We start from the raw sequence: 26058 nt of genomic DNA on the forward strand, positions 1-26058 counted from the left end.
TTTTGAATTTTATGGATAACCTGTAGAGTGGAAAAAGTATTTGCTAAAAAGCCAGGGTTTTTGCCGCATAAAGAAAACCGAGTTCTTAATTTTGGATAAAGTCGAGCTTAGAGGATGTTTGAAAAGTTTTTCGCTGTGACTTGAGGCACTTTTGATCCCCCCTAACCCACGCCAGTCGCTCATGGGGGAAACCCCCAGACGCTCTCTAGGAGACGCTAAAAGCGAACGCGGACTCGCTAACGCTGCGCTATGCGCGGCATCGTCTCCCCTTCTCCCTTGGCGCTAGCCTCTCCCCTTAAAAAGGGGGGAACCCGGAATCAAAGTCCCCCAATTTGACCTCTCTCCAAACCTCTCTCCTAAAAGGAGAGAGGCTTTGAATATTACTCCCCTTCCCTTGTAGGGAAGGGGCTGGGGGTTAGGTCTGTATTCCATGCAATTGAGAACCGCTATAGTTGGTTTTTGTTTGCAAATTACCTGATCCTAACCCGATCGCAATCCCTTCTACCCACGAGCAAGGGTAATCTGGGCGGCGTCAAAGTCTTGCAGCCGAATCATGTTTCCACTAGTCTTATCGACGCTATACACAGCATTAGGCGTCTCATACCTCATCGCTCCAAATGCTAGGAGTTGACCTGTTGGAGAGCAAACTAAGCTTTGTAAGCCATTATTCCATAGTTGGCCATTAACTTTTAATTGTGCCAGTTTGATGGGGTTTTTTTGATTTGAATCTAGTTGTACCAAAGTTGTATCACCATTGAATCCAACTAAAGAGGTATAGAGTTTTCCATCTGGGCACTGAGCTAGATTACTGACTCGCTCATCGTTCGGGATTTTAATCTTAGTATTGAAATTGATCTCTCCTGTTTGAAGGTTAATATCTACCAATCTAATAGGCGGTGTACCGTTCTTCTTACCTACTAGACCGAGAAGTCGCCCATCATTAGTGCCTAGCAAGCTCCCAAGCTGTTGATTCTCTCTAAGTCCTGAGACAATCAAAGTTTTTACAGGCGTACTCAACAAGATAATGCGAGTAGGTGTGGTCTGTTTCCCATTGCTGATCACAGGATTAGCGGCTAGGACAAGTGTGCCATCGCTTAAAGAAGTCAAGCCACTCAATGTCTCGTTAGACTCGATTAAAGCTTTAACGCGATCGGCAACTGTACCATTCCTTAAAGAATTTAAGCTATTCAATGTCTCATTAGACCCGATTAAAGCTCTAATGCGATCGCTTAAAGAACTTAAGGTATTCAATGTCTCATTCTCTATTAAACCTCTAATGCCATCCTTTAAAGAACTGAAGGCACTCAATGCGTCATTAGACTGTACTAAAACTCGATCGCGCTCGGCAAGTATCTGGGAGGTTAGTGAAGTTAGAAGCTGATTCTTTCCTCCACTTAAGGATTGCAAATCAAAGGATTGCAAAACAAGTCCTAGTCCTATAGGCTCAATATTTCTGAATATATTATTTGAGGTGATGTTGTCTAATTCAGTGGTGTTTACTTCTGGAATAACCGTTTGGTTAGCGCTGATGATCGAGCCAGAACCTATACCGATAATTTTGAAACTTGGCGTTTGCGCCAAGGCTTTGTTAGTTAGATAAGTAAATGCAGAGAAGATAGTTCCACCAACTGCCAACTGTCCAAACCGTCTACGTGATACCTTGTAATTCATATTTCCACTCCTAGAAATAATGACTTTTATTGAGTCAAGTGCAGTGTATTGAACATCAATGCGTCAGGCTAAAATACTTTCACCCAGGTTGCTACTGATGGTGTTCCATTGTTGTCAGTAATAAAAAGCATATACCAGCCTGGTGGCGCGATGTTTCGATTGTCTGTTACCGTGAGATTAAGAGAAGTAGCGTTCCTAGAAGTAATCGATATATCCACTAACCTTTGTTCTGTATCGCAGGAATGAGTGGTTGCCATTGGTTTAATTAGACTAACCCATTTAATATTCGCAGCTTGGGGTGTCTGAATTGTAAATCGTAGCTTGTAGTTTAATGTTTCCGGAACACTCTGAATGATTGGTCGTGGCCGTGATACGTAAGCAGGAGTGTAGATTTCTAATCGCAGTTCATCGACAGTCCGCCTGGGGTTCCCGCCAGCTATGGCTACCCTACCGTCTGGTAGAAGCAGGGCCACCGAGTGATATACCCGGGGAACATTTTGTTTAGCTACTACTGTCCAGGTATTTGTCGCTGGATTGTAGATTTCTGCTGGCAGCATTGATTTTGCTATGTCCTCATACATGGTGCTACCGTTGCAAACAAACACTGTGCGATCAGGCAACAAAACTGCGCTGTGGTGCATCCGCGCATAGTTTAGAGGCTGTGCTGCTACGTAAGTTGGGTTAGTAGCTTTTAAATCTATAATATTTACCCTGTTTGTTGCCGTTTTACCACTACCCCCACCGATAATCATCACCTTTTGGTCTTGTGCAGGTGGTAAAATCACGCTGGCAGCTTGATCTCCGAAAGCTGGGGCTTGCAGCCCTGGAACCACTGTTTCTGTAATGGATTGGGTAAATGTCTCTGGCAGGGTTAGTATTCTTGGCGCTACTCCATAGTTGCTGCCCATCTGAGCGCCGGAATAAAAAATTTTTCCACTGCTTAGTAGAAACAGATGTGCGTATGGCGGTAAAGGACTAGTTATTGGAAAAGCGTTCCAACCATTTGGAAAGAAAGCAGAATAAATTTCTGGTTGTTTGTTGAGTTTGCCATCTTTATCCGGCCCAGACACTGCTAATATCCGACCACTGCCTAGTGTTAACACAGTCGGATACCAGCGACCATTATTCATTGGTGGCCTCTTGACCCATTTCTCGGTAATGGGATCAAACATCAGAGCAGAGGGGGAACCATAAAATGGGTCATAGCGTAGAGTTCCACCGGCAACCATTAACATACCATCAGGGCGGAAGGAGTGACCGGCGCAAAAAAGGTCAATAGGTTGATTATTACTATCCAATGGAGGAGTTTGACGGGAAAAGGTTCCCTGATTTACATCCCAGACCACACTGTCATAGGGGGTATTTAACCGAGCGGAATTATTACCTGAGCCACAGAAAAAGAATACCTTACCTGTACGAAGTAGAGCAGCGTGTATAGGTAGAATTGGGGCATTGTATGATAGTGTCTCCCATTTGTCTGTGCTAGTCGCCTGAGCTATGACAGTCTCTAAATCGGCTTCTTCTAGAAGGTTAGTCTTGTTATTAGTTTGAGTCACTTTATTTACAATTCCTGCTACGTAAACCTGATGTTTTTGTTCTTTCAGTAATTTCTTCCTAAATGTATTATATCCATACGTCATTAAGATTACTTAGTGTTAAGATGTCATGTTTCTTATAACAATATCCTGTAAAATATCTTTTTTTTTGTTCTTTACTTTGAGTATTTTTTTGCTAATTCTATATTCATACATTCATTAGAATTGCTTAGTGTTAAAGTATGATATGTTTTATATTAAGATGATGTAAAATGCGTTTTGTGATTAGTAATTAGGGACTTAAAGTTAAAAAAATATCCCATCGTAAATGCGCAAGGTCTTGCACCCGTAAATCAGAGTTAAGTAGGTCGGCGCAATTAAAGTTAACTGGGTAAGGCTGTCATTTGTCATTTAGACATCTGGTGAAAAAGAATGAGAGACGTAGCAGTGCTACGTCTCTACAAGGGTTCTGGGTAACGCATATTTAATTTATGGAGATCTATTTTGTCATTAGCAAGGGTTTTAAGCTTATTTACGTTTCGTAACATACTTGAGTTTTTTCGCACCAACGTACTTAGTTGTAAGCATGGAAGCTTAGTTAGTATAAATTAGACAGCAGATACATACAGTAGTCAACGTCAATCGCTCCGAAAACAAAACTGTCGCTATGAGCAACTCAACTCCAATAGATGACGATAAAAATCTTCCAAAGAAAAAGGGTAGGAGACTCCCTCCCAAGCTGATTATCTGGCTGGGAAAGTTTGTCTGGACGACTATGTGGCAAATAATGATGTCCAAGCTTGCTCCTAGCAATCAGTCGGGAGCGTATATTCGTCCTAATAGCCAGTTTCGGAAGTTCATCGGCACAGAGGAAGGGAATCCACACCCACCAGCAATGGGGCGCTACAAACTCTATGTTGGGCTGGGTTGTCCTTGGGCACACCGAACCTTAGTTGTGCGATCGCTCAAACAACTTGAAGCTGTAATATCAGTGTGTATTGTTTCTCCTTCTCCCATTGAGGGCGGTTGGGTATTTAACCAGGAAGAAGAAGGTTGTCGCACACTGGCTGAATTTTATCAGTTGGCAGAACCTGGTTACAGTGGACGCTCTACAGTACCAGTTTTATGGGATAATCAAACAAGAACTATCGTCAATAATGAGAGTTCAGAGATTATCATCATGCTGAACTCTGAGTTTAACGAGTTCGCCAACAATCCCACGTTAAATCTTTACCCAGAAGAACTTAAAGAAAAGATTGACTGGTGGAATGAGAAGATTTATCATGCGGTAAATAATGGTGTATATCGCTGCGGCTTTGCCCAGACTCAAGAAGCGTACAATCAAGCCTGTAATGAACTGTTCGCAACTCTCGATGAGATTGACCTTGCATTGCAGACTAATCGATATCTGTGCGAAGAAAATCTCACACTTGCAGATGTGCGTTTATTTACGACATTATTTCGGTTTGATAGTGCGTATTATGGGCTGTTTAAATGCAATAGGCAGCGAATTCGAGACTATCAGAACTTGGGAGCTTATCTACGTGACCTGTATCAGCTTCCGGGCGTTGCTGACACCTGCGATGTCGAGAGTGTAAAGCGGGACTACTACGGAAACCTATTCCCACTCAATCCCGGTGGGATTATTCCCGATGGCCCTGATATGTCTGATCTTAATCAACCACACGATCGCGATCGCATCGGCAAAGTCAATGGTTCATAAGGTAGATTGATAACTAGACATCTGGTGAAAAAGAATTGTTTTGACGTAGCACTGCTACGTCTCTACAGGGGTTCTGGGTAACGCATATTTAATTTCTGGAGATGTCTACTGATACCTCGATGGTTGCATTGGGGAGTTGGTGTAATCGTGAACCAGATTAAATGTGTCTTGGTTATGATATATTGATGGCCAAGAATTAAGTATCAAAGTAAAAAGTTGTCTAAGGGCTGATCAAGTCAGGGCTATTTCATTCTAGACATAAACCACCCGGAACTGAAGTTCCTGGCTCATAGCTAAAGTGCGTTTAAACGGACTATAACCTTTTCTCAGTCGTCTTGAGACGACTTTCGCTATTAGACTCAGAATTAATTCTGAGGCGGGCTAGATGAGAATGAAATAGCCCTGCTGATCAAGTCGAGAGCAAAGAAGCCCTAAAAACCCATTTACGCCAACGAGATGCACTCGCGTTCACTACAAACTAAAAATAATATGCCAGTTGCGTAAGTCCTACCATTATCTAATTTATCCGGAATATCTTTTATACAAGCAGAATTTGTTTATAAATACAGGATACTTATTAGTGTTTAATGTAGATGATCTCTAGGGCGAGCTACGCCCACCCAATGCTCCTCCTGAAGTCATATCATGTCCGGTTGATTACTTATTAAACTCGAAGAACCCCACCCCTTAATCCCCTCCCCGCTTTTCGGGAGGGGAGACGAAGCACAGGTTTGGCTCTTTGGGGTGCAACAACTGTGGAAATCATAACTAATTATGGGGACATGATATCACCCTTGATTGTGAAAATGAGGAGGCACAAACATTCCGCCTTGAGATTTTCCCCAAAATTAGCCCAGAGTCGAACTACCCAACTTCACCGATAAAGCCCAAACCTAACACTATAATTTACGCTTAAAATTGTCCAAATACTTGAACTCATAATGAAAAACAAGCCACAAGAAAACAGACCAATAGCCAGTCTTTCTTTAGACTTGGATAATATTTGGTCTTATCTAAAAAATCAGGGCGCTCCGGGTTGGCAGACTTTTCCCTCTTACCTGGATATTGCAGTACCTCGTTTCTTAGAGATTCTCCAGCAATGGGATTTGACAATCACAGTATTCATTGTGGGTCAAGATGCAGCACTGGAAAAGAACTCCAAGGCTTTACAAGCGATCGCTAACGCCGGTCACGAAATTGGCAATCACTCATTTTATCATGATCCTTGGCTACATCTGTATTCAGAGGATGAGATTGAAGAAGAAGTGGCGCTGGCCGAACAACATATCAAGCGCGTCACTCATCAACATCCTATTGGCTTCCGGGGGCCGGGATACAGTTTTTCTCCGGCTGTATTGAAAGTTTTAGCACGACGGGGATACGAATATGATGCTTCGACTTTTCCCACATTTTTGGGGCCTATAGCACGAGCTTATTATTTAATGACCTGCAAATTGAGTCAGGAAGAACGCAAGAAACGGGAAGCTTTATTTGGCGGTTTCAAAGACGGTTTGCAGCCTCTAAAACCTTACCAGTGGCACATGGGTAAGGATAAACTGATTGAGATTCCCGTTACCACTATGCCAATTTTCAAAGTGCCAATTCACTTCAGTTACATAATGTATCTAAGTACATTTTCTTCAGAAGTGGCGTTACTCTACTTGCGAATTGCTCTCTGGCTGTGTAAACTTACAGGAGTTCAGCCTTCTTTGCTACTCCATCCTACAGACTTTATAAGTCAAGAGGATGTGCCAGAATTATCATTTTTTCCTGGTATGAGTGTCCCCACTTATAAAAAGCTGGCAATAGTAAACAAAAGTTTAGAACTTATATCTAGTCAATTTAATGTTTTGACTGTTGGACAACACGCCAAATTTGCAGCAGGTGCGCGTCAACTGGCTGTATTAGTACCTCAAAAGAGATGAAAGAGATGTGCAAATGCACACCTGTAGTTGCTATTGTATCGTTGAGAGTGATGATTTTAAATTTTTCGGTTAAGGATAATTGTAGGTTGGGTTGAACTTTAGTGTTACCCAACAAATGCTCGTTGTAGGTTGGGTTTCGTTCCTCAATCCAACCTACGCAAATTTATTTATAGGACTTACGCAAAAACTCTCTGAAACTCTTGTTCCTTTGCGTCCTTCTCTAACGAGACGCTGCGCGAATGCGTCCTTCTCCCAAGGGGAGACGCTAACGCGAATGCAGTTCGTTTTTTCATGATTTGGCGTAAGTCCTGATTAGTTATTTAAGTAATACCCAGCAGCTAAATCGCAGAAAAATTATCAGGAATCTTACTGAACCATCCCGACAATAAATATTACTAATATATACATAAATATTGTCAGGATGCTGAATATGTCAGATATGCCGCTTCAGTGCAAAAATTTGAAAGAGCAGGTTGAGTCGATCTTACAACTTTTACAACAAGAACCAACCTTGCGTTCCCAAGATATTATACCTGTACAAACTTCTCTAAGTAAAGCGATTTCTCCCAAGTTTGAAATTGTATTTGCGGGTGCATTTAGCGCCGGGAAATCAATGCTGATAAATGCACTCTTGGAGAGAGAATTACTCTACAGTGCAGAGGGACACGCTACAGGTACAGAATGCAAAATTGAGTATGCAGAAATAGATAAAGAACGTGTTGTTTTGACGTTTTTAAGTGAAGCAGAGATTCGGGAACAAGCAGTTTTTTTATGTCAGCAACTAGGATTTAAAACAGTAGCTAATATTAACCAAGCTGATGTAATTAACTTATTACGTCAAGATTCTGAAACGATTATTCAGCAGGAGGGTGGTGAGAGTAAATCAGAACGTGCAAAACAGGCGAAGGCGTTAATATTATTGCTAGAGGGATATATAGCAAACCGCGATCGCATCAACACGGTTAATAATGCTACATATTCAATGGAGCAATTTAACTTTTCCAACCTCAAGGAAGCTGCTGGATATGCACGTCGCGGTAGTAATAGTGCAGTATTGAAGCGGATAGAATATTACTGTAATCATCCTCTTTTAGAAGATGGCAATGTAATTATTGACACGCCGGGTATAGATGCACCAGTAGAGAAGGATGCACAGCTAACTTATGCCAAAATTCAACATCCTGATACTTCGGCGGTGGTATGTGTGCTAAAACCTGCTTCGGCGGGTGAGATGACAAAAGAAGAAACAGAACTTTTGGAATTAATGCGGGAGAATGGGGGAGTACGCGATCGCGTTTTCTATGTCTTCAACCGGATTGACGAAACTTGGTATAATACTCAGCTACGGCAACGATTGGACGATTTAATTAGTGGACAATTTCGCAATTCAAACAAGGTTTATAAAACCAGTGGATTATTAGGATTTTACGGCACTCAGATTAAACAGACAAACCAACAAGATAGATTTGGTTTAGATTCGGTTTTTGCAGAAAGTATTAAAGGTTTAGATGGTCAAGAAGAAACACCACAATTCGTCTATGCGTTTAACAACTACTGCGTAAATTCCGGAAAACTGTCTTCCACTAAATTTCGTGTATCTGTTAATGGCTTTGAAACCCCAAATCAAAATTATGTGCGGATTCTGGGAGATTGGGGAAATGAACTTATCCAACAGCTAATTCAAGATAGTGGTACTGAGGAATTTCGCACAGCTATTACTCGCTATCTTACAGAAGAAAAGCGTCCGCAATTGTTTAAAAATCTTGCTGATGATTTGGAAGATATTTGTATTAAATTGAAGAAACATTATCAGAATGTACAACGTAATTTGGATAGTCAACCCCAAGAAATCGAGACAATGAAGGTGCAAGAGTTGCAACGCCTCAATCAGCAACTCCAGCAAATTGGTAGAGATTTTACTGAGCATATTACACAAGAAGTTAACCAGATAATTAATAATTATTGTGATGCCTTTGAAGCAGATTTTAGGCAATTGCAATCACGAATGATTCGCCGTTTAGATGAGTTACTAGATACTTTTTCTGTAGCTGATGCTTATCGACGTGCAACTATCAGCCATCCTCGCAACGCTACTGCACCTTTAATTGCTATTTTAGTAGAGGCTTTTTATTACTTAGCAAATCAATTAGAAGATATTTTGATTCAAGCTTCTCAGCAATTACTGGCTAATTTTTTCCAACGGTTGATTGAAAAGATTCGCAAGTCAGAATATTATCGCCAGTTGTATCGTTTATTAGATCATGATGGCGGAATTGAACAAGGGATAAAGATTGTCGAAAAAGTAGTTACTCAAGCATTGCTGAGTGCAGCTACTGTCGAGTGCGATCGCTTTGTGCGAGAAAGTCCGAGATTTTATGATGAAGGCACTTTTTCTATATATCAATTTCGCCAGACTCTATCACAAACTTCTCAAGGTTACGACGCTGAAAGTATCATAGAAGCAGAACCAGCAATTAGGCAGTTATTGAAATTAGACTTTGAGCCAAAAGTTTCCCAAACTATTCGTAAATCTTTCCGTCAAACCATTAACCAAACCTTGAAAACTCAGTTGTTACCAATGGCAGATCAGCAAGCAGATGAAATTTTGCAGCAATACCCACAGGCGCGTGCTTTTTTAGAGAAAACATTAGAACAAGAAGCTGAAGAAAAGATCGCGAATAATCGGCGATTATGGACTGCTGTTGAAGAAAATATTGAAGGATATAATTCAGCAGCTTATAGTATTAATAGTTGTTTACAGTCAATGCAATTATATGACCATCTTTTGCCTGTAATTGGTAATGCAGATTTTATATATGCTACCCCTAGTTCATTAGACACTAATGGCAAATTTGCTAGTAAGTAGGTTGGCGCAATTAAAAACTGGCTAAGGCTGTCATTTGTCATTTGTCATTTGTTATTAGTAAAGGTTTTAAGCTTATTTACGTTTCGTAACATATTTGACTTTTTTTGCACCAATGTACTTAATGGATTTGTAAACTCAGATGGGTTAGTTGATAAGGTACAAGAGGTTTAACATGAATAAATTAGAAAAGACTCAAAAATTGAGGTTAATATGACTACTGGGGACTATCACAACGGAGGCAGGTAAATGATTCAGTCGTTACCAATTCCTATTACTGTTGACCAGTTTCTATACTGGTATCCTGTTAATTCAACACAGCTTCGTTACGAACTACATAATGGATTTATCAAGCCAATGCCACCGCCAACAGGCGATCATGAATTAGTTCTCGCATTCTTAACCAAGCAAATTTTGCTAGAGTGCGCTCGACTTTCAATACCCTATGACATTCCTAAAATGGGATTTGTTCAATCGACTGAAAGTGAATCCGCTTTCTTGCCCGATGTACTGTTGTTGAATCGTCTCAACCTAGTCAACGAGCCGCTGTGGAGGACTAAATCAACAGTCAGTCAATCAGCATCAATCCCATTGGTTATAGAGGTTGTCAGCACGAACTGGCGCGATGATTACTTTACCAAACTTGGTCAGTATGAAGCTATTGGCATCCGAGAATACTGGATTGTAGATTACGCCGCGTTAGGTGGTAGAAAATTCATTGGCAATCCTAAACAACCAACTATTTCGGTTTATTCGTTAGTTGAGGGAGAATACCAAGTCCAGCAGTTTCGCAAGAGCGATAGCATTATCTCACCCATTTTTCCAGAATTGAATATAACTGCCGAACAGATTTTTCAAGCCGCCAGTTTCCCGGTGTAGCCACAACTGCATGGTTATGACTATCAAGCGTCGGGAATTTCTCATAACCTGTGGGCTGGCTACTTTAGCTACTCAGATACCACCACTTAACGCCCAAGGTAAGCCGTCTCCAAACACCATCTGCAAGCCGCCCCGCCTACAACTGGGCGATACCGTAGGATTAATCGCTCCTGCGGGTATCGTTGACGCTAAAGACATCGAAGCAGCGCAGCAGTCATTTTCACAATTAGGGCTAAAAGTCAAGTGCGGGAAGCATATTTTAGATCGTTACGGCTATTTAGCGGGTAAAGATGCCGATCGCGCCCAGGATGTAAACTCGATGTTTAGCGATCGCACCATCAAAGCAATTATTGCTATGCGTGGTGGTTGGGGTTGTAATCGCATTTTACCCCTACTTAACTACTCGCTAATTCGCTCCCATCCGAAAATTATCATGGGGTACAGCGATATTACGACGCTGTTGTTAGCAATTAATGCCCGTAGTCGGGTAACTACTTTTCATGGCCCAGTTGCTACATCTACTTGGAATCAGTTTACAGTGGATTACTTCAAGCGGATTCTATTTAATGGTGAAGCTGTGACTATGGAAAATCTCAACTCTAGCGAAGTGCGGGTGGAGACAATAGCACCGGGAAAGGCGAGGGGTAAACTTGTGGGTGGAAACTTGTCGGTGCTATCAGCAATGGTAGGTTCACCTTACCTACCTTCTTGGAACAAAAGCATTCTGTTTGTGGAAGAAATTGGCGAGGATGTTTACCGTATAGATAGGATGCTAACGCAGTTACAAACTGCTGGCATCCTGAACCAAATTGCTGGGTTTATTTTTGGGCAATGTACTAATTGTAGTCTTGGGGATGAACCATCGTTTACATTAATGCAAGTATTGCAAGACCACATACTTCCTTTAAATATTCCTGCTTGGTACGGTTCAATGATTGGTCATATTAAAGATAAATTTACTTTGCCAATCGGTGTGGAAGTGGAAATTAATGCTGATGTTGGCACAATAGGAATGTTAGAGGCGGCTGTTAGTGTTGTTTGAGCCACGAAAATTAGCTGCGTCACAGTCAAACAATTTTAGGACTTATATCAATTTTTTTAACGAACCGCAAAGTACGCAAAGGACGCAAAGAAAGAGAAGGAAGAGAAGGAAAAATGCTTAACTGAAGTGTATTGTCACGTAGCTTGCTTCTCGCGGAGCGAGTATAAATTAGAGGGCAACTCTTGGGGACACTGTGTTTCGACTCCGCTCAACATAAATCAATACGCTTGGGTTAAGGATAATTGTAGGTTGGGTTGAACTTTAGTGTTACCCAACAAATGCCCGAAAATGTTGGGTTTCGTTCCTCAACCCAACCTACACATTTTTATTTTTTGGGCTTAACCCAAGCGTATTGCAACATAAATAGGACTTACGCAATAACTCTCTGAAACTCTTATTACTTTGTGTCCTTTGCGCCCTTTGCGGTTCGTTTTTTCATTATTTTGCGTAAGTCCTATTTTGAATCTTCAATCCCAAATCTAAAATTCGCTGATTTTGATTAATATTCTGATAGACAGTATGCATTTCTCCTCGCTATGTTACGACTAACAGAAGTAAAACTCCCGCTTGATCATCCTGAAGATGAGATCAAGTCTGCTATCCTCAAAAAGCTGCAAATTACGGACGAAGATTTGATCAGCTATTCCATCTTCAAGCGTAGCTATGATGCCCGTAAAAAAGGAGAGATCACCCTTGTTTATATTATCGATGTAGAAACGACTCAAGAAACTCATCTACTCAAGCGCCTGAAAAAAGACCCCCATCTGATGGTCACGCCAGATATGAGTTATCGCCCAGTGGCACAAGCACCGAGCAATTTGACGATTCGCCCGATCATCATTGGTACTGGGCCTTGTGGCTTGTTTGCGGGTTTGATGCTGGCGCAAATGGGCTTTTGTCCGATCATTTTAGAACGGGGGAAAAAAGTTCGCGATCGCACCGTTGATACTTTTGGCTTTTGGAAGAAAAAATCAGACTTCAACCCCGAATCCAATGCCCAGTTTGGCGAAGGTGGGGCGGGTACATTTTCTGATGGTAAACTCTACAGTCAGGTTAAAGATCCTCAGCATTATGGACGCAAGGTGTTGACTGAACTTGTCAATGCGGGAGCCTCACCAGAAATTTTATATATCAACAAACCGCACATCGGCACCTTCAAACTGGTGGGAATCGTCCAAAGTATGCGTGCCCAAATCGAATCCCTGGGCGGTGAAATTCGCTTTCAAAGCCGGGTGGAAGATATCAATATCGAAAATGGACAAGTGCGGGGAGTCACCCTTGCCAGTAGGGAATATATCGCCAGCGATTATGTAGTTTTGGCGGTGGGTCATAGCGCCCGCGATACCTTCCAAATGCTCTTTGATCGTGGAGTTTACATAGAGGCTAAACCTTTTTCCATCGGCTTTCGGGTCGAACATCCCCAGACTCTCATCGATAAATGTCGTTTCGGCCCTCAAGCTGGTCATAAACTTTTAGGTGCTGCCGATTACAAACTGGTTCACCACTGCCAAAATGGTCGTTCCGTCTATAGTTTCTGTATGTGTCCGGGAGGCTTGGTGGTTGCAGCTGCATCAGAGCCGGGGCGACTTGTCACCAATGGGATGAGCCAATACTCTCGCAATGAGCGCAATGCCAATAGTGCGATCGTTGTGGGCATCACCCCCGAAGATTATCCAGGAAATGCCTTAGCGGGAATTGACTTCCAACGGCGCTTGGAAGAACAGGCTTTTGAGTTAGGCGGTGGAACTTATGAAGCTCCAGGGCAGTTGGTGGGAGACTTTCTCAACCATCGCTCTTCTACAGCATTGGGCACTGTTAAACCGTCTTATACACCTGGGGTGCATTTGGGTGATTTGAGCCAGAGTTTACCAGATTATGCGATCGCTGCCATCCGTGAAGCACTTCCGGCTTTTGACAAACAAATTAAAGGATTTGCGATGGACGATGCTGTGTTGACTGGGGTGGAAACCCGCACCTCATCACCGATTCGGATTAAACGCAAAGAGAATTATCAGAGTTTGAATACAGTCGGTCTTTATCCGGCTGGGGAAGGCGCGGGATACGCAGGGGGAATTCTCTCGGCTGGTATCGATGGGATTAAGGTGGCGGAGGCTGTGGCTTTAAGTATTTTGCGAACCGTAAATTAGGTTAGTTTTGTAGAACCTCAGCGATCGCCTGGGAAATGGGTAAGCCAGGACAGCGTTCCAGCCAGAAGAACTCGCCAACTGGGTTGACCTCAAGGAATATATGACGACCATCTGGAGTCAAAATGATATCAATGGCTCCGTAGTTCAAACCAAATTCTGCCATGAGTTTGAGCAGTTTATCTTCCACATCTTGGGGTAAGGTGTATGCTTCCCAAGCGTCGAGTAAGGCGATTCCCTGTTTGCGCCAATCGTAACGCGCCTTATCCAAAGCTTGAGAATCAACCGCAGCCGTCAGCACACGCTTACCGACAATAATTGTCCGCAGTTCCAGAGCTTTTGGTATTTTCTCTTGAAACGTCATTGGGCAAAAACGCAGTCCATCAAGGTTGTCCAGATCCTCAGATGAAATGGGATTGGTAAATACGACCTTTTCCAACCCTTGCTCGTCGTAGATGGCAAAGGAAGAAAGCATCTTGGTAATCATACCCTGTTGGCACTCTTCGGCAAATTGCTTTACTGCCTTGGGGTTGTTAGTAGTTAAGGTGCGTGGAGTATCTAGACCTAGTTTCCTGGCTACTTGTAATTGAAGCTGCTTATTTTCAGCTCGACGGATATTTGGCAAGGGGTCAAGATGAAACCCCTGAATACTGGCAATCATCCCCTGAATAGTAACGCGAGATTCTTGAATTGAGGCTTGTCGCATTTGCTTGTCCATCGAGTCGGGAATTTTTGCTCCAATGGCGATGCGTCGATACCAAACTGCTGATACTTCACTCAAATCTAATGTCTGGTCATCGACCCTCAGAGTAACTCGCTCACTTCCAGCATAGTAAACATCTAGCTGCACTTCTGTAGGAAATCGGTCTGTATCAAAACGAAATGCTTTCCCTCCTTGAGCCTCAATTGCTTGAATGACCAGGGGAATACTTTCGTTGTCTTGGCTGTGGGTAATGATTAAAACAGTCATATTCAGTAGGTTGGTGCAATTAAAGCTAACTGGCTAAAGCTGTCATTTGTCATTTGTCATTTGTCATTAGTAAGGGTTTTAATCATATTTACGTTTCACAACATAATTGGGTTTTTTTGCACCAACTTATTTAACTGCCGAGTTTTAAATTTATAATTTCAGGCAAAGTTCTCGCTAAGTACTTGTTGAGAGTAGTGCAGATGCGATCGCATCTGCAATGGGATATTCCAAATCTCTCTCCAGCATTCCCCACTCTCCTGTAGGGTTAATTTCTAAAAAAACGTATTCCCCTGATGGTGTTTGGATAAAGTCAAACGCTCCAAAAACCAGCCCAAATTTTGCCATAAAAGCATGGATACAAGAGACGATTTCATCAGGTAATTCATCAGCTTGCCACACACAAGCCTCTTTTGTAGCACGTCGCCAGTCTTGAGTAGATGCTGCATAACCAGATGCATTTAATGCTCCGACAAAGAGCTTACCATTTACATAGACTACCCGTAGCTCTTGCTGTTTGGGGATTTGTTCTTGAAACACCACAGGACAATAGCGCAGTGTCTCAGCATCAACTAAATCTTCTTCTTTGACTGCACTGGTGTACATAAAAAAAGAAGAGCCTTCCATACTGTAAGAAAGAGGTCTGAGGAGTTTAGCAACCATTTTTCTCTTGACTCGGTGGAAAAACTCTCGTGCTTCTTGAGGATTATTAGTGACAAGAGTCTGAGGTATGACAAGACCAACTTCCGAAGCAACCCGCAGTTGGCGTAACTTGTTTTCAGCTGCGTTAATTCGTTGTAAATCATCCACCCATCTAGCTTCTCTGAGACTATCCCAAAAGCCATCTAAGGCGGCCAATGATTCTGTAGTGCAGGCTGCTTGAAATTTGGGAGCCAAATCTTTACTCAACTGAGGTTCCCAGATCCGCCGCATCCATACTGCTTGTACCTCCTCTGTATTCAACGAGCGATCGCCATACTTTAATGTATGATTGCTCCCAAAGTTACTAAAATTAGCCTGGATTTGGACTGTCATTGGAAATTTATCGGTGTCTAGCCGAAATGGCTGTGCGCCTCGTCTTAATAGAGCTTGGGCAACTCTATCTATTGTGAAATAATCACCACTGTGGCTAATTAATAAAACTACATCACGCTCATGGTGCATAAAATATTTTAATAAGTTTTTGCGTTTTTCTTACTGCAAACTCTTAACAGAGGAAACTACTAAAAAAGCAAGCATAGTAATCATGGGAAGCCAACCCCTAGTAGAGGTTGGCAAAGCTAACAGTATTTTTTTCCTAGAAATAGTTTTCAAAACCGCATCTCTGGTTTACTCGAAAATAGACAGTAAAGTTATTTTGCAGCCGGAGTATCTTCATTATCAGAAGGGAACTTCAAAGTCATTACACCTCCATCTTCACCATCAGAAGGGTACTTCTGAGTAACAGCGTACTCATCACTATCAGAAGGGTACTTCTTAGTGACTGCACCGCCGTGTTCATGATCAGAATGGCACTTGTGAGTTACAACTATGTGTCCGCCGCTAATTGCTTCTGATTCTAGATCAGAAATGTCTTCAGCATTTTGCCCTTCTAGGAATCGGGCGAAGAACGGTACTGCTTGTGAATTCAAATCTTCTGGTTTCATTTCAGACACAATCTTTCTCCTATTAAAAGTGAATCTACATTTATGCTACACAAAAATTTCATCGTATTACAGAATGCATAGGTATAGAAAGTATTAATTTTCTTTTAAGATAATATTTACTTATGTAAAAATATTTGTATAAAGTTGAAAGTATAAAAATTTTTCTGAAGCATAGGACTTTTAAAATAGTTATCAGTTATCAGTCCTGGCGGCATATGGTGGGGGTAAAAGTTGCGCCACCAACGCCTGACACCTGTACGGCGTAGGCAAAAACTTGCGGGATAAATAGATCACTGATAACTGTTCACTGTTAAACCCCACCCCGCCAAAGCTTCGCTTTGTCTCCCCTCCCGAAGAGCGGGGAGGGGTGTTAGGAACTTTTGCAAGAGGTCTAGTGTGCGTAAGTCCTATTTAAAATAATTACATCTACATATAGCAATCCGATTTGATTTTGGAACCTACGCACTCAAAACCTGAAACCTCCATCGCCCTAACCCCCTTAAAAAGGGTGGGATCTCAAGAGCAAACTTGTTAGGGGGATAGGGTGTCACAGGCTTTTGCAAGATAGAGGTCTATGCCCCATATCTATGACAACTAAAACATTAGGACTCGAACAAAACCTTTATGACTATTTATTGTCAGTCTCTCTCCGAGAACCGACAATTTTGACCGAACTGAGACAGGAAACAGCCCAGTATCCAATAGGGAGAATGCAGATTGCTCCCGAACAAGGGCAGTTTCTGGCGTTGCTGGTGCAGTTGTTGGGAGCGAAAAAAACTTTAGATATTGGGGTATTTACAGGTTATAGTTCCCTGGTGGTGGCATTGGCGTTACCGAGTGACGGTAAGGTAGTAGCCTGTGATATTAGTGAGGAATTTACAACCATCGCTCGGCGCTATTGGCAGCAAGCAGGAGTGGCGGATAAAATTCAGCTGCACATTGCCCCAGCTTTGGAGACTTTGGATCGGCTACTAGCAACCAAAGAAGCAGAAACTTTTGATTTTGCCTTCATCGATGCAGATAAGAGCAACTATGATGGCTATTATGAGCGATCGCTGCAATTAGTGCGATCGGGGGGACTGATTGCGATCGATAATGTCCTGTGGTCAGGTAAGGTTGCCGATCCGCAAGTGCAAGACAATAGAACTAAAAGAATTCGTGCCTTTAATCAAAAGCTGCATCAAGACCAGCGAGTTAGTCTTAGTGTAGTAGCGATCGCAGATGGCTTAACTCTGGCACTAAAGACAAACAGAAGAACTATCAGTTGAATGGCACTCAATTAACCTTCTTTTACCCCTTTTTTAAGGTGTAAAAGAAGGTAGGGGGTTCCAATTGTTTGATTTATGCAAGAGGTTTAATAAAACCCTTGCGGTATAGGAATTAGGAATTATAATTTCTGCGTAAGAGTCTTATTTTTCTGAAAATGAAGATAAAGATTAGTATAAAATCCCTCAGCAGAAAGCCATTTCTTCCATATATTTCGACACTCATACTGTAAGTCGATGAATTCTTGGTTTGAAATATTGCTATGAAATTCAGCCACTTTCTCTCCAATATATGGTAGTTCCTTCTCCTCTATCCAAACGCAATATTTTTTCCAGTCAATCATCGTATCGAAAGGTAAAACGCAGTCTGTATTAATAAAAATTGGAATGCGGCCACAGGAGAGGATTTCATATAGTCGAATAGAATAGTTTGTAGAACCACGACAGCATAAAATGTAGTCGCTCTCGACTAGATTTTTCACATATTCAGCACGAGTCTTCTGTCTTTGCTCAATGTTTTGTGTATTTAGAAATACTGATTTGTCTCTGATGACGAAGTTTGTTTTTACTAAAGAGGGGCTTTCTGCAAGTATTCTCAGAGCATTACTACGCAGAGTTTCACCTTTGTAAGGTGAAACTCCAAGCTCTAATGATTTGGCTAACATCAAACCGTGATATACAAATGTTTTCAGTTTTATTTCCCATGAATCTGGGTTTGCCAAACCACAAAATCCAACAACAGGCTGATCAGATTTATGCCTGACAGAAATTTTATCTCCCAAATACTCTTTCACAAAATCTTCAGTAAAGGAAGGCATAATAATATCCTTTTCCTTCTTTTTAGATCCATATACTCCAGTGCGGATTACTGTTGCATTCTTGACAGGAATTTCTTCAGTACAACAATCGCTTGTGAAAAAAACAATTATTTCTTTGCCGCTATGAGCCACTTTTTCGGCAAATTGAATCGATAGAGCTTCTGCTTCTTTGTTAACTTTGCTTCTCCAACTATCTCCCCTGATCAATCTCCAGTTTATCGGCATGACTACTAAGTCAGCTTCCTTTAACGAAGTCATTTGAAAAAGTGAATGACTATTTTCTATATAATTGCCATAAAGTCTATTCCAAGGGTATTTTTGACTAGGGATAAATTCTGTCCAAAAGGGATGAAGCATTATAACTGGTTCCATTCCCTTAGGAAGATAATTTCTGTCAGAATAAATATTTAATTTCATATTTTCACGTAAAATTGTGGGTTGAAATTTGCTTAAGTGTCTCCCATCCTAGAGATCGCACCTAATATTTAATGCGCCATACCTAATGCTCTATGACCAACTACTTTCGCTCTAATGTTAACGCAATGGCTAGCTATGTTCCCGGAGAACAGCCCCAACGCGGTACACAGATCATTAAACTTAATAGCAATGAGAATCCCTATCCTCCTTCCCCTGCGGCATTAGCTGTGCTGCAAAATATCGATAGTGAGTGGTTACGGCGGTATCCAGAACCTTCTGGGGGAGAGTTCCGGGAAGCTGCAAGTAAAGTTTTAGGAGTTCCTAGTGATTGGATCATTGTGGGAAATGGCAGTGACGAATTATTGAGTGTAATAATTCGAGCCTGTGCAGAACCTGGGAAGAAAGTAGTTTACCCGATGCCAACTTACGTGTTATATCGCACATTAGCAGAAATGCAAGCTGCGGAAATTGTTGAAATCCCCTACAGTGATGATTATAATTTACCTGTAGAAAAAATGATTGCGGCCAATGGATCTGTAACATTTATTGTGTCGCCCAACAGTCCATCGGGCCATGTGGTGGCAGCAAATGACCTGCAAAAGCTAGCCAGCGAGTTATCCGGAGTTCTTGTGATTGACGAAGCATATGTAGATTTTACCGAAGATAATGCATTGGCTTTGGTAAAAGAATACGAAAACGTCATCGTGATTCGGACATTATCTAAAGGGTACTCGTTGGCAGGATTACGATTGGGCTTTGGGGTGGCGAATCCCAAACTATTGCAAGGATTATTTAAAGTCAAGGATAGTTATAACATTGATGCGATCGCTTGCGCAATTGGCACGGCTGCCATCAGCGACCAAGTTTATAAAAATGCTTGTGTAGCAAAAATTAAGGCATCACGGACTAAGTTAGCAACAGACTTGAAACAATTAGGTTTTCATATTTGGGATTCTCAAAGTAACTTTTTGCTGGCACAACCTCCACAAAGAAATGCAGAATATTTCTATCAAGAACTGAAAAAAGCGGGAATTTTAATCCGCTACTTTAAACAGCCTGGACTAGATGATAAATTACGCATTACTATTGGCACTGATGAACAAAACCAGGCTTTAGTGGAGGCACTAATTTATTTGTTAGAGACTCGGTAAAAGGGAGATTGAAAGCACAGAATCTCAAACCTCGGCTATGGGTTGAATTTGGACTTCTCTGCTTCTGAGAAATTGCTTGTTGCAAGAAGGTTATTTTTTGAGTAAGTAGAGCGACGCAAATAAAGCTAACTGGCTAAGGCTGTCATTTGTCATTTGTCCTTCGTCATTTATAAGGGTTTAAGGTGTATTTACGTTTCGTAATATAGTTTGGTTTATTCTTGCAGACTTACTTACTAAACAGCATATATGCAGCAGTTTGCAAGTCATTGAAGTATGGTATCACAAATATGATCACCTAAAGTCCTGACTACAAAATTGTTTATCGTAATATAAAAGTGGGGCGATGGGGGAGCAAGGGCAATACGCTTGGCTTTGTGGATAATTGTAGGTTGGGTTGAACTTTAGTGAAACCCAACAAATGCCCGAAAATGTTGGGTTTCACTAAAGTTCAACCCAACCTACGCAAATTTATTTTTACGGCTTAACCCAAGGGTATTGGGAACAATTATTATTCTTCCTCATCGTTTGGCAACTCGTATCAATAAGAAGAGACCGATTCCCAAAAAAAGAAAATTGGGCAACCAAGCCCCCATAAAGGGAGAGAGGACACCTGCTTGGGCGATCGCACCACTAATAAAGAAAATTAAGTAGTACGAAAATATAACTATCACACTAATCCCAAAGCTAGTGCCTCTTCCAGTTCGCTGGGGTATGCTTCCCATTGCTGCACCAACTAAGCCAAAAACTACACATACAAAAGGTAGGGAGATTTTTTGTTGAATCCGCACTTGGAGTTTACGAATTTTTTGGCGATCGCCACCGAGAAGTTCCACTTCTAGTTGATTTAGTGCTTCAGAAATATTCATCTCACCATAATCGCGACTTTTTTCTGCCAGACTTAATGGCGTGCGCGGTAGTTGCAGTTGTTGGTGTTCAAATCTGACAATGTTCCGATAAGAGCGATCGGCAGCGACAAAATAGATCGTACCGTTATAAAAATCCCAGATATTTTCCGAAGGATTCCATTGGGCAGATTCTGATACTACAATTTGATTCAGACCTTTTGTTGAGCGGTCTATAATCGTCAACCCTGTCATCCGCTTACCATCAAATTGGTCGGCGTAAAATAAGCGTGTCAATATCCTATTCTTAGAGCCATCCGGCTGGGTAACATCCTGGTATTCAGGATAGAAAATATTTTGCTGTTTAAAGGTTGGCTTGTCTGATTTCAGGGCTTTATCCAGAGTCCTCGCCGCTTGATAATTTGCTGCTGGTGCAATTTCTTCGTTAAATACAAATGTCATTCCTGTAATCACAAGACTTAACATCACAGCAGTTAGCACCATGCGATAGACACTTACGCCACAACCACGGAGGGCAATTAGTTCGCTCTCGCTAGAAAGACGACTGTAGGTCATCAAAGTAGCCAGCAGCGTAGACATGGGGAAGGCTAAAACAATAAAGTTGGGAAATTTTAACAAAAAAACTTGAATAGCAATGTCTATCGGTAAACCAGATTCTACGATTTTTCTGACGAGATCAAATACAGCATCAATGGTGACACCAATTGATGAAAAAGCTCCGACACCAAAGAAAAACGGTGCTACCAATTCGCTGGCAAGATAGCGATCCATGATCGTAAAAGGCAGCAGCGAATGGAGGCTGTGTAAAAACGTGAGTTTCTTTGATATCATAAGCAAATTTACAAGTTAAATATTAGCAACCCTGGCAAAGCAAAATTTACTATCAAAATTTAATTCTCAATAGCTGAGAAAGTAAAATTAAATTAATTAATACCGATTTTCTGCTTTGCGTACTTTGCGTACTTTGTGGTTCGTTTAATTAAGATTAAATGCACCGTCATAGAGAGTTGGGATAAAAAATTTATGCTTAACAATATAGCGGTTTGCAGTTGATTTCAACACAGATCTAATATCATCTCAGGTCAAACAATTGTAATTATATTACTTAAACTAGACTTGAAAATTATCCCCCAAATAATATTGCCGCACCAGAGGGTTGTTGTAGAGTTCTTCAGCAGCCCCAAAAGCCAGGATTTGGCCCTCGCGCATGATGTAGGCGCGATCAGTGATGGCGAGAGTTTCGCGGACATTATGATCTGTAATTAATATTCCCATGCCGCGATCGCGCAGTTGTGCTACGATTTGCTGAATTTCAGAAACTGCGATCGGATCAACTCCCGCAAATGGTTCATCCAAAAGTAAAAATTTTGGCCCTTCTTGTCCAGCAGCTAAAGACCTGGCTAATTCTGTCCGCCGTCGCTCACCACCAGAAAGTTGAATTCCTTTGCTATTGGCTAATTTTTCCAACCGAAACTCCCGCAGTAAAGTTTTGAGTCGTCTTGACCACTCCCATCGTGGCACATTAGTTTGCTCTAGCACTAACAGAATATTATCCTCTACCGAAAGTTGGCGAAAAATACTTACTTCTTGTGCTAGATAACCAATACCAAGCCGTGCCCTTTTATGCATTGGCATTCCCGTAACGTCCACATTACCTAGCCAGACTTTTCCTTGATTAGGTTTTTCTAAACCTGTAGCAATGTAAAAGGTCGTCGTTTTACCAGCCCCATTGGGGCCGAGTAAACCAACAACTTCGCCCTGAGCAACAGAAAGGTTGACACGATTGACAATTACTCGCTTGCCGTAAGATTTGTGAATATTCTCTAAAACAATTTTCACGCTGGAGGCACTCTTTCTTGATGGTAAATGCTAATTAGAACGCTTGAATGCAGGTGTCTGTGGAGCGGGTGTTGTAGTTTGTCCATCATTATCTGATTCCTGAACCATGTAAATGGACTCTACCTGACGATTGGATTGGGGTAAAGCGACAAATCGCCCTTCATCAATTAAATAAGTTACTTTCTCCGCCCGGATACTGTTACCGCCCTGTTGCAAAATATAGACGTTGCCACTGAAATCAATTCGGCGTTCCTTACTAAAGTACTGTGCTTGGGCAGATGTTGCCTGAAGCTGGCGGGCAGGATACAACATTTGCACATTACCGCGAGCAGTGATTACTTGATTTTTGGCGTCATATTCTTGGACATCAGCGCGGATAGTGAGGGGGCGATTTTCTCTAGATGTTTGTGCAGTAGCGGTTTGCAGTTGAGTGGGAAAAACAAAAGCGCCCAAGAGTACAACTGGCAGCATTAAAGCTAATCCAAAGCGACGCATCTGTGATATGGGCAATTGAGAGCAGGGCATCATAGCAATTTGGGATTCAGGATTTCGGCTTGTATTCTAATTATCTCAAGTACTTTATCCAGATATTAAATATACAATCTGGAGTGATTTACGATAACTATTAGCTGAAATAGTGACGCTGCCCCCAACCTCAAGGTTTCAGGAAATTGCCATAGTAAGTAGAGCGACGCAAATAAAGCTAACTGGCTAAAGCTGTCATTTGTCATTTGTCCTTCGTCATTTATAAGGGTTTAAAGTGTATTTACGTTTTGTAATATAGCTTGGTTTATTCTTGCCGACTTACTTAGTGAAAGGGAACAGGGAATAAAGCCGCCTACAAGGAGGCTAGGCTTTGAACCTTTATTTACTTTTTTCGTGAAAATGACGTAGTAATCTGTCTCATTAATTACGAGGGGCGAACAAGCTTGTAGTAAGGACTTTAGTCCTGAATTTTTAAGCACGCTTTGTGCTTACTACGAACTCATCAAAATTAATCAGACAGATTCAGTAGGCACAATTCATGAATTGTGCCTACCAAGGATTTCGGCCAAGGCATAATTAATTACACCAGATGTCTAATCAGTAGTTAGCGCAATTCTAGGCAAAGATAAGACTTTATTTTCACCCAGCTCACCAGTTGTAATCAAGTCTGGCCCTATTTGTTGTAATGTCGTCAACAAAACTGCACTCTGACTCAATAGGTCATCTACATCAACGCCGCCATAACTAGATGGGTAACGACGTAGGCGATTGCCGCCTTCTCCCAATAGAATTACTGCACCTCGCCAGTTCCGATTCTCCAAATGATACAGTGCTACAGCAATTTGCAGAATGCCTTGATAAAAGGTTTTTTCCGGTTCGCCAGCTTCAATCCACAAAGCCTCTAAAGTGTCGTGACAGGCGTAGAACTGGCCAGAATTGAACTGTTCTACGCCTTGCCAAAACTCTTGGGGGATGGTTTCGCTCATCCCATGCTGTCTCGTACTTCTTTAATTGTTTCGAGAGAAATTTCTTGTTTTTCTCCAGCAAACTCGTTGTCAGGGGTGAGGAACAACATACAATGACACTCTTTGCGTTCTCTCATTGGCACACAAGGGCAGTTCCAATATGTGGCGTGAACCTCAGCTTCTTTATCTTCGTAATGGCGACAGGGACATAAAGGCGCACCTAGATCGTCTTTATGTTTGGCTAGTCCTTCAATCACAACTGCGGTAACAGAAGGTTCAGAACAGAAGTAGGTTCCAGTACGCTTGGCGTATTGTTCGGAAAAATGTCGCATTGCCTCTAGGCTTTTGTCGCTGGATTTTGTGTTATGTTCTGATGTGATCATGTGGATCGGCCGCTCATAATTTAAATATTTCTTTGCATTGTACCTCAGCCTCACTAAGGGATTACTGGGTGTATTTCCCCAACCTTACCTGCTCAAATTGTTTTACCCTGGCTCAAAGGCTGATATGTCCGGTGTGCTGGGATCGAACAAAATCTAGGAACCCACAGAAGTTTAACTTCTAAGCTAATCAAAATTCAAGTTGCATCTTCAGGCAGAATTTAAAAGTAAAAAGTTACAACTAGTACCATATGAGTATTTCAACTGTTGCAAAAAAGTTATCGACTGCTGCGATCGCAGCAACAGTCATCCTTTTGGGAATAGGGGCAGTAGCACAAGCAACTGTTTTAACATTTGATGATCTAGCACCTGTTTCAAATTTTGATCAGATTCCTAATGGTTACGGAGGGTTTAATTGGGACAATTTTTCCTACACAAATGGCTCAAGTCCCGGAGATACAGGTACAGGCTATGGCAATGGTAGAGTTTCAGGAGACTATGTAGCTTTCAACGCATTTGGAGACCCTGCTTTAGTCAGCGATAGTATTTTTGACTTCAACAGTGCTTACCTCACAGCTGCTTGGAATGATGGTCTTTCAGTTACTGTAGAAGGTTTAAAGAGCGGTGCAACCCTGTATTCAAAAACTGTGGTTGTAGATACAACACAGCCAACTTTAGTAAATTTTGATTATTTTGGTGTTGATCAATTAAGGTTTAGGTCATTTGGTGGAGTTCAGCCAGATTATCTTGTAGAGACAGGTAGTCGCGGGACACAGTTCGCACTAGATAACTTTACCTTTAATGAAAAAGCTACATCTGTTCCCGAACCTACATTGCTTCCAGCGCTACTGTCAATAGCTACTTTAAGTGCTGGTTCAGCATTAAGACGTAAACAGTTAAAGCAAAGTTAACTCAAACCTTACACTTTGCCCGAAGGACTAGAAGTTGTGGCTACACAAACAAAGTTTACCTCCGTGGGCTAAAAGCTTTGTTTGTATAGCCCTTCTAGGGTGTATTTTTTGACGAAGGTATTGATTAAGTACGTTGGTGCGAAAAAACTCAAATATGTTACGAAACGTAAATAAGCTTAAAACCCTTACTAATGACAAATGACAAATACTTCGACTTCGCGGTTCCTGAGTTTACGGTGAGCGCAGTCGAACTGCGTAGTCGAAGGGCAGTACAAGTGACAGCCTTAACCAGTTAAGTAAGTCGGCAAGAATAAATCAAACTATGTTACGAAACGTAAATACACCTTAAACCCTTACAAATGACGAAGGACAAGTGACAAATGACAGCCTTAGCCAGTTAGCTTTATTTGCGTCGCTCTACTTAACTTTAATTGCGCCGACCTACTTAGGGCTTGCTGAAAAAGTGATGAAAAGCCAGAAAAGGATTAATTAGCTACGGAAGCAAGAGTCAGTGATAAGTTTTTATTGTTTATTTTAAGAACAATATTATTTTTAGTAATAACAGGTG

At 41.6% G+C, this 26058-nt stretch carries 20 protein-coding genes; 9 read left to right on the top strand and 11 right to left on the bottom strand.

Annotated elements, in window-relative coordinates; genetic code table 11:
* Positions 1-501: 501 nt before the first annotated feature.
* Positions 502-1671, bottom strand: a complete 1170-nt coding sequence (locus tag LC605_RS18750) for a hypothetical protein (protein WP_229549027.1) — start codon at positions 1669-1671, stop codon at positions 502-504.
* Between the two features lie 68 nt (positions 1672-1739).
* Entirely contained in the window at positions 1740-3311 is a 1572-nt protein-coding gene (locus LC605_RS18755) for a galactose oxidase-like domain-containing protein (protein WP_229549028.1), read from the bottom strand.
* A 562-nt stretch (positions 3312-3873) separates the two neighbouring features.
* Here LC605_RS18755 and LC605_RS18760 point away from each other — a divergent pair.
* The 6 genes from LC605_RS18760 to LC605_RS18785 all read left to right on the top strand — a co-directional run bounded on the left by LC605_RS18760 (position 3874) and on the right by LC605_RS18785 (position 13785).
* Positions 3874-4929, top strand: a complete 1056-nt coding sequence (locus LC605_RS18760; protein WP_229549029.1) for a glutathione S-transferase family protein — start codon at positions 3874-3876, stop codon at positions 4927-4929.
* 941 nt (positions 4930-5870) lie between these two features.
* Positions 5871-6854 (top strand): polysaccharide deacetylase family protein, encoded by a 984-nt coding sequence (locus LC605_RS18765; protein WP_229549030.1) that lies wholly within the window; start codon positions 5871-5873, stop codon positions 6852-6854.
* 430 nt (positions 6855-7284) lie between these two features.
* Positions 7285-9720: a dynamin-like GTPase family protein gene (locus LC605_RS18770; RefSeq protein WP_229549043.1), complete on the top strand. Its 2436-nt coding sequence runs from the start codon at positions 7285-7287 to the stop codon at positions 9718-9720.
* Between the two features lie 246 nt (positions 9721-9966).
* Positions 9967-10596, top strand: coding sequence for a Uma2 family endonuclease (locus LC605_RS18775; protein WP_229549031.1), 630 nt, complete (start codon positions 9967-9969; stop codon positions 10594-10596).
* A 16-nt stretch (positions 10597-10612) separates the two neighbouring features.
* A complete protein-coding gene (locus LC605_RS18780) occupies positions 10613-11638 on the top strand; it encodes an LD-carboxypeptidase (protein WP_229549032.1) in 1026 nt (341 codons plus the stop codon).
* 536 nt (positions 11639-12174) lie between these two features.
* Positions 12175-13785, top strand: a complete 1611-nt coding sequence (locus LC605_RS18785) for an NAD(P)/FAD-dependent oxidoreductase (protein ID WP_229549033.1) — start codon at positions 12175-12177, stop codon at positions 13783-13785.
* A gap of 1 nt (position 13786) precedes the next feature.
* On the opposite strand, the gene LC605_RS18790 is transcribed toward LC605_RS18785, so the two are convergent.
* The 3 genes from LC605_RS18790 to LC605_RS18800 form a co-directional block, all read right to left on the bottom strand.
* Positions 13787-14752, bottom strand: a complete 966-nt coding sequence (locus tag LC605_RS18790) for an MvdD family ATP-grasp ribosomal peptide maturase (RefSeq protein WP_229549034.1) — start codon at positions 14750-14752, stop codon at positions 13787-13789.
* A 174-nt stretch (positions 14753-14926) separates the two neighbouring features.
* Positions 14927-15913, bottom strand: a complete 987-nt coding sequence (locus tag LC605_RS18795) for an MvdC family ATP-grasp ribosomal peptide maturase (protein ID WP_229549035.1) — start codon at positions 15911-15913, stop codon at positions 14927-14929.
* 188 nt (positions 15914-16101) lie between these two features.
* Positions 16102-16395, bottom strand: coding sequence for a microviridin/marinostatin family tricyclic proteinase inhibitor (locus LC605_RS18800; RefSeq protein ID WP_229549044.1), 294 nt, complete (start codon positions 16393-16395; stop codon positions 16102-16104).
* A gap of 587 nt (positions 16396-16982) precedes the next feature.
* Between LC605_RS18800 and LC605_RS18805 the strand changes: the two genes are divergently transcribed.
* Positions 16983-17663, top strand: a complete 681-nt coding sequence (locus LC605_RS18805) for a class I SAM-dependent methyltransferase (protein WP_229549036.1) — start codon at positions 16983-16985, stop codon at positions 17661-17663.
* Between the two features lie 119 nt (positions 17664-17782).
* Here the strand turns inward: LC605_RS18805 and LC605_RS18810 are convergent, their stop codons facing one another.
* Positions 17783-18895 (bottom strand): exostosin family protein, encoded by a 1113-nt coding sequence (locus LC605_RS18810; RefSeq protein WP_229549037.1) that lies wholly within the window; start codon positions 18893-18895, stop codon positions 17783-17785.
* Between the two features lie 92 nt (positions 18896-18987).
* Here LC605_RS18810 and hisC point away from each other — a divergent pair, with 92 nt between their 5' ends.
* Positions 18988-20046 (top strand): histidinol-phosphate transaminase, encoded by a 1059-nt coding sequence (gene hisC / locus LC605_RS18815; RefSeq protein WP_229549038.1) that lies wholly within the window; start codon positions 18988-18990, stop codon positions 20044-20046.
* Between the two features lie 518 nt (positions 20047-20564).
* Here the strand turns inward: hisC and LC605_RS18820 are convergent.
* The 5 genes from LC605_RS18820 to LC605_RS18840 form a co-directional block, all read right to left on the bottom strand.
* A complete protein-coding gene (locus tag LC605_RS18820) occupies positions 20565-21680 on the bottom strand; it encodes an LptF/LptG family permease (protein WP_229549045.1) in 1116 nt (371 codons plus the stop codon).
* Positions 21681-22019: 339 nt separating this feature from the next.
* On the bottom strand, positions 22020-22748 hold the full coding sequence (lptB, locus tag LC605_RS18825) for an LPS export ABC transporter ATP-binding protein (RefSeq protein WP_229549039.1): 729 nt from the start codon (positions 22746-22748) through the stop codon (positions 22020-22022).
* A 30-nt stretch (positions 22749-22778) separates the two neighbouring features.
* Complete coding sequence (locus tag LC605_RS18830; RefSeq protein ID WP_229549040.1) at positions 22779-23276, bottom strand: LptA/OstA family protein; 498 nt, start codon at positions 23274-23276, stop codon at positions 22779-22781.
* A 551-nt stretch (positions 23277-23827) separates the two neighbouring features.
* A complete protein-coding gene (locus LC605_RS18835; protein WP_229549041.1) occupies positions 23828-24220 on the bottom strand; it encodes a DUF309 domain-containing protein in 393 nt (130 codons plus the stop codon).
* Entirely contained in the window at positions 24217-24582 is a 366-nt protein-coding gene (locus LC605_RS18840; protein ID WP_179069106.1) for a ferredoxin thioredoxin reductase catalytic beta subunit, read from the bottom strand. The genes LC605_RS18835 and LC605_RS18840 overlap by 4 nt, the downstream gene beginning before the upstream one ends.
* A 248-nt stretch (positions 24583-24830) precedes the next feature.
* Here LC605_RS18840 and LC605_RS18845 point away from each other — a divergent pair, with 248 nt between their 5' ends.
* Positions 24831-25490, top strand: a complete 660-nt coding sequence (locus tag LC605_RS18845; RefSeq protein WP_229549042.1) for a PEP-CTERM sorting domain-containing protein — start codon at positions 24831-24833, stop codon at positions 25488-25490.
* The last annotated feature ends 568 nt before the right edge of the window (positions 25491-26058 follow it).

The organism is Nostoc sp. CHAB 5836 (assembly GCF_020829445.1).
GTDB lineage: Bacteria > Cyanobacteriota > Cyanobacteriia > Cyanobacteriales > Nostocaceae > Nostoc.

What these genes read in the sequence shown, in the direction of transcription:
- LC605_RS18845 (WP_229549042.1), top strand. Translation starts at nt 24,831, where the DNA reads ATGAGTATTTCAACTGTTGCAAAAAAGTTATCGACTGCTGCGATCGCA.
- LC605_RS18800 (WP_229549044.1), bottom strand. Translation starts at nt 16,395, where the DNA reads ATGAAACCAGAAGATTTGAATTCACAAGCAGTACCGTTCTTCGCCCGA.
- hisC (WP_229549038.1), top strand. Translation starts at nt 18,988, where the DNA reads ATGACCAACTACTTTCGCTCTAATGTTAACGCAATGGCTAGCTATGTT.
- LC605_RS18820 (WP_229549045.1), bottom strand. Translation starts at nt 21,680, where the DNA reads ATGGATCGCTATCTTGCCAGCGAATTGGTAGCACCGTTTTTCTTTGGT.
- LC605_RS18805 (WP_229549036.1), top strand. Translation starts at nt 16,983, where the DNA reads ATGACAACTAAAACATTAGGACTCGAACAAAACCTTTATGACTATTTA.
- LC605_RS18750 (WP_229549027.1), bottom strand. Translation starts at nt 1,671, where the DNA reads ATGAATTACAAGGTATCACGTAGACGGTTTGGACAGTTGGCAGTTGGT.
- LC605_RS18835 (WP_229549041.1), bottom strand. Translation starts at nt 24,220, where the DNA reads ATGAGCGAAACCATCCCCCAAGAGTTTTGGCAAGGCGTAGAACAGTTC.
- LC605_RS18810 (WP_229549037.1), bottom strand. Translation starts at nt 18,895, where the DNA reads ATGAAATTAAATATTTATTCTGACAGAAATTATCTTCCTAAGGGAATG.
- LC605_RS18760 (WP_229549029.1), top strand. Translation starts at nt 3,874, where the DNA reads ATGAGCAACTCAACTCCAATAGATGACGATAAAAATCTTCCAAAGAAA.
- LC605_RS18755 (WP_229549028.1), bottom strand. Translation starts at nt 3,311, where the DNA reads ATGACGTATGGATATAATACATTTAGGAAGAAATTACTGAAAGAACAA.
- LC605_RS18770 (WP_229549043.1), top strand. Translation starts at nt 7,285, where the DNA reads ATGTCAGATATGCCGCTTCAGTGCAAAAATTTGAAAGAGCAGGTTGAG.
- LC605_RS18790 (WP_229549034.1), bottom strand. Translation starts at nt 14,752, where the DNA reads ATGACTGTTTTAATCATTACCCACAGCCAAGACAACGAAAGTATTCCC.
- LC605_RS18785 (WP_229549033.1), top strand. Translation starts at nt 12,175, where the DNA reads ATGTTACGACTAACAGAAGTAAAACTCCCGCTTGATCATCCTGAAGAT.
- LC605_RS18780 (WP_229549032.1), top strand. Translation starts at nt 10,613, where the DNA reads ATGACTATCAAGCGTCGGGAATTTCTCATAACCTGTGGGCTGGCTACT.
- LC605_RS18830 (WP_229549040.1), bottom strand. Translation starts at nt 23,276, where the DNA reads ATGATGCCCTGCTCTCAATTGCCCATATCACAGATGCGTCGCTTTGGA.
- LC605_RS18840 (WP_179069106.1), bottom strand. Translation starts at nt 24,582, where the DNA reads ATGATCACATCAGAACATAACACAAAATCCAGCGACAAAAGCCTAGAG.
- LC605_RS18795 (WP_229549035.1), bottom strand. Translation starts at nt 15,913, where the DNA reads ATGCACCATGAGCGTGATGTAGTTTTATTAATTAGCCACAGTGGTGAT.
- LC605_RS18765 (WP_229549030.1), top strand. Translation starts at nt 5,871, where the DNA reads ATGAAAAACAAGCCACAAGAAAACAGACCAATAGCCAGTCTTTCTTTA.
- LC605_RS18775 (WP_229549031.1), top strand. Translation starts at nt 9,967, where the DNA reads ATGATTCAGTCGTTACCAATTCCTATTACTGTTGACCAGTTTCTATAC.